The sequence below is a fragment of the Kitasatospora sp. NPDC001261 genome, from assembly GCF_042896795.1.
GTDB lineage: Bacteria > Actinomycetota > Actinomycetes > Streptomycetales > Streptomycetaceae > Kitasatospora.
The window spans coordinates 375558-382928 of the sequence record NZ_JBIAXP010000006.1 but is presented as its reverse complement, the minus strand read 5'-3'; the positions used below and the strand labels follow the sequence as shown (position 1 = coordinate 382928).

At 75.1% G+C, this 7371-nt stretch carries 7 protein-coding genes; 2 read left to right on the top strand and 5 right to left on the bottom strand.

Annotated features, from left to right (window positions below; all coding sequences use genetic code 11):
* Positions 1–419: 419 nt before the first annotated feature.
* Positions 420–2072 (top strand): protein kinase, encoded by a 1653-nt coding sequence (locus tag ACFY4B_RS11365; protein WP_387967296.1) that lies wholly within the window; start codon positions 420–422, stop codon positions 2070–2072.
* Between the two features lie 20 nt (positions 2073–2092).
* Positions 2093–2227, top strand: a complete 135-nt coding sequence (locus ACFY4B_RS11360; RefSeq protein WP_274538674.1) for a hypothetical protein — start codon at positions 2093–2095, stop codon at positions 2225–2227.
* A 66-nt stretch (positions 2228–2293) separates the two neighbouring features.
* On the opposite strand, the gene ACFY4B_RS11355 is transcribed toward ACFY4B_RS11360, so the two are convergent.
* The 5 genes from ACFY4B_RS11355 to ACFY4B_RS11335 form a co-directional block, all read right to left on the bottom strand.
* Positions 2294–2818: an ion channel gene (locus ACFY4B_RS11355; protein WP_053112473.1), complete on the bottom strand. Its 525-nt coding sequence runs from the start codon at positions 2816–2818 to the stop codon at positions 2294–2296.
* A gap of 87 nt (positions 2819–2905) precedes the next feature.
* Positions 2906–4243, bottom strand: coding sequence for a hypothetical protein (locus tag ACFY4B_RS11350; protein WP_387967293.1), 1338 nt, complete (start codon positions 4241–4243; stop codon positions 2906–2908).
* A 195-nt stretch (positions 4244–4438) separates the two neighbouring features.
* Positions 4439–4729 carry a Sec-independent protein translocase subunit TatA gene (gene tatA, locus ACFY4B_RS11345; protein ID WP_049659292.1) on the bottom strand — a complete coding sequence of 97 codons (291 nt, stop codon included), beginning with the start codon at positions 4727–4729 and terminating at the stop codon, positions 4439–4441.
* Between the two features lie 221 nt (positions 4730–4950).
* The gene (locus ACFY4B_RS11340) at positions 4951–5520 is read right to left on the bottom strand and encodes a methyltransferase family protein (protein WP_387967291.1); all 570 of its coding nucleotides are present in this window, start codon (positions 5518–5520) and stop codon (positions 4951–4953) included.
* A gap of 232 nt (positions 5521–5752) precedes the next feature.
* Positions 5753–7303: an MFS transporter gene (locus tag ACFY4B_RS11335; protein ID WP_387967288.1), complete on the bottom strand. Its 1551-nt coding sequence runs from the start codon at positions 7301–7303 to the stop codon at positions 5753–5755.
* Positions 7304–7371 lie beyond the last annotated feature (68 nt).

Genomic DNA, 7371 nt, shown 5'->3' with positions numbered 1-7371 from the left:
GCTAGGCCGTGTCCGGCAGGCCTCAGAAGCCCACGTCGCCGGCGTGCCCGAAGCCCGCGCCGCCGCCGACCAGGTCGGTCGAGGTGGGGGCGCCGCCCCCCCAGCCCCCCGCGGCGGGGTGCCCCGCGGGGGGGGGGGCGGAGCCCCCCCCCGCCCCCCCCGCCCCCCCCCCCCCCGCCGGCCCCCCGGGGCCCCCCCCCCGCCCCCCCCCCGCGCCCCCCCCGCCCCGCCCCGGGGCGCCCCCCCCCCCCCCCGGCGGGGGGGCCCCCACCCCCGTGCCGGCGGCCGGGGGACCGCTGCCCGGTCCCCCGACCGCCACCCTCCGCCCCCGGCGGACCCGCTCGGCGGTGCGGCTATCGTGCACGGGTGCACGAGGCGGCCCGGGACCCCGGGGCCAGGGCACGTGAGGGGAGCTCCAGGTGATCGGACGGGCGCTGAACGGGCGTTACGAACTCGTCGGGATACTCGGCGTCGGCGGCATGGCGACCGTCTGGCGCGGGGTGGACCGGGTGCTGGGCCGTCAGGTGGCCGTCAAGGTCCTCAACGGAGGCCTCGCCGACGACCCCCGCTTCGCCGAGCGCTTCAGCCGCGAGGCCCAGCACGCGGCCATGCTGGTGCACCCGAGGATCGTCATGGTCTTCGACTCGGGCGTGGACCAGGGCACCCCGTTCATCGTCATGGAGCTGGTCACCGGCCGTTCGCTGGCCGCCCTGCTGGCGGAGCAGCAGGTCCTGCCGGTGGAGCGCGCGGTCGGCATCGCGGCGGCGGTCTGCGAGGCGCTGTCGGTCGCGCACGCGGCCGGGCTGGTGCACCGGGACATCAAGCCCGGGAACATCATGATCACCGACGACGGCGGGGTGAAGGTCGTCGACTTCGGCATCGCCCGGGCCGGCTCCTCCAGCAACCTGACCCAGACCGCGAGCGTGCTCGGCACGGCCGCCTACCTCTCGCCCGAGCAGGCCACCGCCTCGGCGCTGGACGGCCGGACCGACCTGTACGCGGTCGGCTGCGTGCTCACCGAAATGCTCACCGGCGCGACCCCGTTCACCGCCGAGACCCCGGTGGCGATCGCCTTCAAGCACGTCAGCGAGCAGCCGCTGCCGCCCTCCGTCCGGCGCCCCGGCCTGCCGCCCGCGCTGGACGGGGCGGTGCTGCGGCTGCTGGCCAAGAACCCGGCGGACCGCCCGGCCGACGCGACCGCCGCCCGGGCCGAACTCCTCGGCACGGTACCGGGACTGATGGTCGGGGACCCGACGGCGGAACTGCTCGCGAACACCGCCGGCGCCGCCACCCAGCTGCTGCCGCCCGTGCCCTTCTCCCCGCCGTCGAACCAGCCATACCAGCCGAACCAGCTGAGCCAGCCGAACCAGCTGGGCCAGCCGGACCAGCAGCACACCACCCTGCTGCCGCCCCAACCCCCGGCCGCCACCTCGGTGATGGCGCCGATACCCGGCCCGGTCCCCGCCCCGATGCGCGCCCCGGCGCCCGCCCCCGCCGCCAGGCCCGCGCCCGCCCGCGGCCGCCGAAAGCCGCTGGTGCTCGGGGCATTGGGCGTGGCGGGCCTGGCCGGCGTCACGGCGCTGGCCCTGACCGCCTTCGACGAGCCGGCCGGCAACGCGGCCGCCGCCAAACCGGCCGCGGCCACCGCCCCCACCACCCCCGCCGGTCCGGCCGCGACGCCCACCCAGAAGGCCTCCCCGACCGCGACCTCGGCGGCCCCCACCACCCCCTCGGCGCCCCCGTCCGCGCCCCCGGCCCCCACCCAGGCCGTCCCGCGCAACCAGCCCGCCGCGCTGCAGATCCAGGCCTTCCGCCAGGCCGTCGCCCAGGCCCAGGTCGGCAAGGAGCGGGACAAGCAGGCGGAGCTGCTCAGGATCCTCGACACCACCGCCGCCCGCCTCAACGAGGGCAACCCGGACGACGCCGCGCAGGAGCTCAAGGACGCCCAGAAGGTGATCCGGGACATGGGCAAGAAGCACGCCGTCGACGTCCCCACCTACGCCAACTGGAACGCCCGCCTCTCCGCCCTGTACGCCACCCTCCACACCACCGCCGACTTCCAGGACGACTGACGGGCCGCCACGATGGCGGTGTGCCGACGCTCGGTACCGTCGCCCTCGGCGCCGAGCGCGTCGACTGGAAGCGCTACCCCGAGGACCCGGACTTCGTGGTCCTGGCCGACACCGAGGGCAATCGCTTCCGCATGATCGACACCGGCCGATCCTGAGCCCACAGTGTTGTCCACAGGCTGTGGACAACACTGTGCGGCAACTGGTCCGTACGTCGGGCCGGTTCAGCCCCGCTCGCGGATCCTGCGTTCGACGTTGCCGCGGATCGCCCGGGAGGCCGTTCCGGCGGCCGCCGCGAGGAAGACGAAGTTGTACCCGATCTGGAGCACCACCACGAGCCGTGCCGTCTGCCCGGCCGGGGTGATGTCGCCGTAGCCCACCGTCGCCATCGTCACGACGGTGAAGTAGAGCGCGTCCAGCCGGGTCTCCAGTCCGGCGAACTCCGCCTTGTGGGCGCCCAGGACGTAGTACGTGGCGGCGAAGATGGTCAGCGCCAGGAAGATCAGGAAGGCCAACCAGAGCACCGGCTGCCTGGCCGTCCCCCGCATCACCCCGACGATCTTGGCGAGCATCAGCCAGGTCAGCCCGACCAGCGCCCCCGCGAACACCAGCCAGCTCAGCAGCGGCCGGCGCTCGCCCAGCAACTGCAGCGGCAGCAGGAAGTACCCGAGCATCAGCAGCGTGGACGCGCCGAGCAGCCAGGACCAGGCCCGCAGGTCGGCGGGCGGCGGCAGCGGGTTCTCGGACATCCCGCTCAGCCTCGGCCACCGCACCCTCCGGCGCGCGTCGGACTGCTCCGCTCAGGCCAAGCCCGGTGCCCGGGCGGGCCGGCCCGCTCAGGCCGGGGCCCGGGTTCCTTCCCCGGGCCGCCCCGGCTCGTCCAGCAGCTCCAGCACCGCCAGGACGGCGACCAGCCCGAGCGCCAGACAGAGCGTCACCAGCACCGTCGGGTAGCTCCACAGGACGAAGGCCAGCGCCGCGAGCACCACCGCCAGCCAGCCCAGCGGGGCCTTCCAGCGGTGGACGAACCGGCCGACCGGCCCGAGCCGCAGCCCGGACCGTCCGGCCACCCGCCGTACCGCGCCCAGTCCGGCGCGCCAGCCGCCCCGGACGGCGCGTGCCCAGCGCCCGGGGCCGATGACCCAGGCGCCGAGCGCGACCAGCAGCCCGAGGGTGACCACCACCCGGACGGCCGAGCGCAGGTACCGCACCAGGGTGTCGTACACCGCCTGGGCGACGGCCTGGTCGACGTCGGCGGGGAGCCGGTCCAGGTAGACGGCCCGGAACACGCTCAGCCCGATGCCCAGCAGCAGCGCACCGCCCGCCATGCCGAGGGCCGTCGTCACCACCGCCTGGCGCCGCCGGGCCGCGAGCAGCACCCCGCCGAGCGCGCAGGCGCCGGCCAGCACCGGGACCCAGAAGCCGGCCAGGTCCAGCACCCGCAGGGCGGTGCGGACCTTGGGGATGGCGTCGGACTGCACCAGCGGGTACGAGGTGTGGATCTCCGGGATCCGGGAGGCCAGCGGGACGCCCTGGTCGACCAGCGCGGACTTCACCCGGGCGATCACCGGGGCGAGGTCCAGCACCACGGTGTCGTTGCGGACCTCGACGGCGCCGCCGCCCTGTCCGGTCACCATCTTTTCCAGGGCGGCGTGCGCGTTCCGGTTGACCTCCGTCCAGAGGGCGACGAAGGCGTCGCTGTCCACGAGCCGGGCGACCTGGGTGTGGACGAGGCCGCTGAGTCCGTCGGTCAGGGCCTGGCCGATGCCGCCCAGCAGGGCGCCGAGCTGGGGCCGGTCGGCCGGGGCGAGGCCGTCGAGCAGCGAGTCGAGCGGGAGCTGCTTCACGATCTCGGCGGTCACCCGGTCGGTGACGGCCGTCTTGATCCGGGGGTCCCTGGCCAGCGGGGCCATCGTCGCGAGGTAGCGGTCGGTGTCGCTGATCTGGGACCTCGCCCAGAAGGCGAGGGCGCTGAGCGGGGTGAGCACGCAGGCCAGCACGATCAGCAGGGCGGCGAGGAAGGAGCGCACCCGGTGCCGGGGCGGCGGACGGTCCGTCGGCTGCCGCGCCGGGCCGGTCGCCAACTGTCGGGCGAGCCGTGCCTCCTGGGCCTCGACGGCGCTCAGCCGGGCCCGCAGCTCGGCCAGCTCGTCGCCGGGCCGGTCGGTCGGCATGCCGGGACTCCGTTCCTCCGGGGGTGCAATCCAGGAGACAACGGATCAGATCGGACGGCCAGTCGGGAGGCGCGGTGGCGCGAACGGCCCCGCGACCAGCCCCTGTGCGGGCCCGCGAACGGCCCCGCGAACGGCCCGGAACGGCGGAAAGCCCCTGGTGGGGTCACCAGGGGCTTTCCGGAGGAGAAAGGAGGATCAGGCGGTCGTCTCGGGCCGCTTGGTCTCGGTGGCCTTGGTCACGTTGGTCGGCGTGACGGCCGGGCGGTCGGCGCTCTGCTGGGGAGCGGCGGTGCTCTGCGCGGTACCGGCGGCAGCGGCGTCCGCCGGGGTGTCGTCCTCGCGCATGGCCTTCGTCTCGGCCTTCAGGATGCGCATGGACTTGCCCAGGCCGCGGGCCATCTCGGGCAGCTTCTTCGATCCGAACAGCAGGATGACGACCGCCAGCACCACGAGAATGTGCCAGGGCTCAAGACCGTTCCGCAGCATCCCTGGCCACCGGTCCCTTCTTGTCTAGAGTCGTGGCGGGCGCCAGCGCCCGTGTTGGCCAGTATGCCTGGCCATGACGGAGAACGGATACACCAGCTGGGAAACGCTGGCCAAAAACCAGGTGCCGTTCGAGCGGATCGCGAGCGCCGCGCCGTCCACCTGGCCGAATGCGGGTGCCGAAGCTCACACCCGCCGACCGCTCCGCTCCGATCGGTATCCGATCAGTAGATGAACGGCACCAGACGCTTGGACGCCCGGCGGTACTCCGCGTACTCGCTCCCGAGGGCGTCCAGCAGCAGCCGCTCCTCGGCGGAGATCCGCCAGCCGTACGCGGCGAGCAGCAGGGCCGCGACCACCAGGGCGGCGGCCCAGCCGCCGGTGCCGACCGCGTAGCCGACCCAGACCAGCAGGCTGCCGGCGTAGCCGGGGTGCCGGATCAGCCGGTACGGGCCGGTGCGGACCACGCGCTGGGTGTCCACGGTGCGCAGGGTGCGGGTGTAGTAGCGGCCCAGGGTGCGCATGCCCCAGGCCCGCAGCGCCAGCCCGGCGGCCACCGCGGCCACCCCGAACCAGCGGGCCCAGGTGGGCAGTTCGCCGACCGCGGCGCGGTCGAACAGCACCACGGCCAGGACGGAGAGGGCGTAGCAGCCGAGCAGCAGCCGGGTCGACCCGCGGTCGCCGCGGTCGGCGTGCCAGCTGCCGGCGGAGGCGTCCTCGCGCCGGCGCAGCAGCAGCTCGTAGGCGATCCAGCAGAGGAGGCCGAGGAGGGAGAGGAGGGCGGGCAGGGACATGAGGGGCTCCCGGCGGTCGGGTCCGAGGTGTGCCTCCACGGTCCTCCCCGGCGGGCGGCCGGGGCACGCACCCGGGGGTGGACCCACCGTGGTCCACCCCCGGGTGGAGGTCCGGCGCGGGCGGCACGCGGGGATCGGCGCCCGGTGCGGGGTTCGGAGCGCGGAACGGCGGAGAGCCCCCGCCCGGGTGGGCGGGGGCTCTCGATGACTCGCGTGGATCGGGCCGGCCGGGTCAGGCGGTGACGGGCTCCGGGGCGGGGGCGGGGGCGGCGGCCGGGAGGTGGCGCATCAGGCGGTAGGCCAGGGCCGCGGCGCCCAGGGCGAAGAGCAGGCCGACCACGGCGGCGACGTGCAGGCCGTCGGTGAAGGCGGTGCGGGCGGTCTCCAGCAGGTCGGCGCCGAGCCGGCCGGGCAGGTGGGCGGCGACGGTGGCCGCGCCGCCGAGGGTGTCCTGGGCGGTCCGGGCGGCCTCGCCGTCGACGCCGGCCGGGAGGGCGCCGTCCAGCCGGTGGTGGTAGACGGCGGCGCCGGCCGCGCCGAGCAGGGCGATGCCGAGGGAGCTGCCGAGTTCGACGGCGGTCTCGGAGGTGGCGGAGGCGGCGCCGGCCTGCTCGACCGGGGCGGCGGAGACGACCATCTCGGCGGTCATCGTCATGGTGCCGACCGTCCCGGCGGCCAGCACGCCGGCCGCGGTGAGGACGAGTGCCAGCGGGGAGTGCGGGCCGACCTGGGTCATCATCGCGAAGCCCGCCGAGCCGACCAGGAAGCCGCCGCCCATCAGCACCGCCGGGCGGACCCGGCCGGCCAGCGCCGAGCTGACGCCGACCGCCGCGCCGACGCCCAGGCTCGGCACCAGCGACCAGAGCGAGGCGGTCAGCGGGCTCATGCCCTTGACCAGCTGGAGGTACTGGGAGGTGAAGAGGGCGAAGCCCATCATCGCGAACATCGCGATGCTGTTGACGCTGATCGCGCCGCTGAAGGTGCGGATCCGGAACAGGCCGAGGTCGAGCGGCGGGTTCGCGGCGGTGCGCTGGCGCTGGACGAAGGCGACGGCCAGCAGCAGTCCGGCGGCGACGGCGAGCCCGGGCAGGAGGCTCCAGCCCTCGACGGCGATCGTCTTGACGCCGTAGACCAGCGGCAGGATCGCGGCCAGCGACAGCGCGGCGCCGAGCAGGTCGAAGCGGCCGGTGCGGCGGGTGGAGCGGTACTCGGGGAGCAGGACGGGCGCGGTCAGCAGCACCAGGGCCATGACCGGGACGGCGAGCAGGAAGGCCGAGCCCCACCAGAAGTGCTCCAGCAGCAGGCCGCCGGCGACCGGGCCGAGGGTGGCCCCGGCGGTGAGGATGCCGCCCCAGGCGCCGAGCGCGATCTGCCGCTGCCTGGGGTCGTGGAACATCGTGCGGATCAGCGCGAGGGTCGAGGGCATCACGGTGGCCCCGGCGGCGCCGAGCACGGCGCGGGCCGCGATGAGCTGGCCGGCGTCGTGCGACCAGGCGGCCAGCAGCGAGGCGCCCGCGAAGCCGGCGGCGCCGATCATCAGCAGCCGGCGGCGGCCGATCCGGTCGCCCAGCGCGCCCATCGTGATGAGCAGCCCGGCCAGCAGGAACGAGTACATGTCCATGATCCACAGCTGCTGGGTGCCGCTCGGCGCCAGCGTGGTGGAGATGTACGGGACAGCGAAGAAGAGCACGCCCATGTCCATGGCGAGGACGAGGGTCGGGAGCAGGAGGACGGCCAGGCCGATCCATTCGCGACGGCCTGCGCGGCCGGTGGTTGCGGTCATGGGGAAGACGGTACGGATGTGTCAGACGCTTGTCTAGTACATATGTGCAAGACATCTGTTCAGTTCTT

Bases quoted from the DNA above. Each gene is read 5' to 3' on its own strand.
- ACFY4B_RS11340 (WP_387967291.1), bottom strand. From the start codon at position 5,520: ATGTCCCTGCCCGCCCTCCTCTCCCTCCTCGGCCTCCTCTGCTGGATC.
- ACFY4B_RS11355 (WP_053112473.1), bottom strand. From the start codon at position 2,818: ATGTCCGAGAACCCGCTGCCGCCGCCCGCCGACCTGCGGGCCTGGTCC.
- ACFY4B_RS11335 (WP_387967288.1), bottom strand. From the start codon at position 7,303: ATGACCGCAACCACCGGCCGCGCAGGCCGTCGCGAATGGATCGGCCTG.
- tatA (WP_049659292.1), bottom strand. From the start codon at position 4,729: ATGCTGCGGAACGGTCTTGAGCCCTGGCACATTCTCGTGGTGCTGGCG.
- ACFY4B_RS11350 (WP_387967293.1), bottom strand. From the start codon at position 4,243: ATGCCGACCGACCGGCCCGGCGACGAGCTGGCCGAGCTGCGGGCCCGG.